Annotated in this window: 1 protein-coding gene; it reads right to left on the bottom strand. The window is 43.9% G+C overall.

Features of this window, described 5'->3' with window-relative positions:
• Window positions 1–626, bottom strand: a 626-nt coding sequence (lpxL, locus tag R7Z77_RS26490) for an LpxL/LpxP family Kdo(2)-lipid IV(A) lauroyl/palmitoleoyl acyltransferase (RefSeq protein WP_318137190.1), incomplete at both ends; no start/stop codon positions are given.

Here is a 626-nt window from a genome sequence, read left to right as displayed (position 1 = left end):
AACAACGGAGCAAACGTCGAACGTCTGTTTCCGTAATCATGATCCGGCGCATACCAAACACGCTCGCCAGAGTTGAGTGCTTCAAGCATGGCTTTGACATTTTTACGATCGATCAACGTACGGTTAGAACGAGAACGACCTTTGTATTGGAAATAGTCGAAACACGGATTGTTGTTTGGTCGATAGACACCCGTCCCAGATTTTTGAATGCCAAATGCGCGAGCACCTAATTCCAAGTTCATTGAATGGACGGCCAACATTAAGGCACCTTTACCGGACTTTTCTAACGCTTCTAAATGCTCCATTCCTTTAATCGTAACGTGCTTACTGACTCTTTTATCTGACCAAAACCATGCCATCGCTGTTTCGAAGAGTGCAATACCGGAGTTGTCGATATTATCTTTTAAAATCGCCTCGCGTTGAGATTCGCCCATGTGAGGAAAACAAAGCTCAAGATTGCGCCGTATCGTCACTTGACGCTTTTTCATTATTCGCATGGCTAAACGGCCAATACCGCGTCCTAGCGCTAATTGAACATTAAAAGGAAGAAGGCTCAATGAGTACATCACGCCGATGAGAATTAACGTACCCCAATAACGAGGTAAAAGAAATTTAGCCTTAAATTC

The organism is Vibrio sp. 1401 (assembly GCF_033340295.1).
This window is presented reverse-complemented; position numbering and strand designations above follow the sequence as displayed.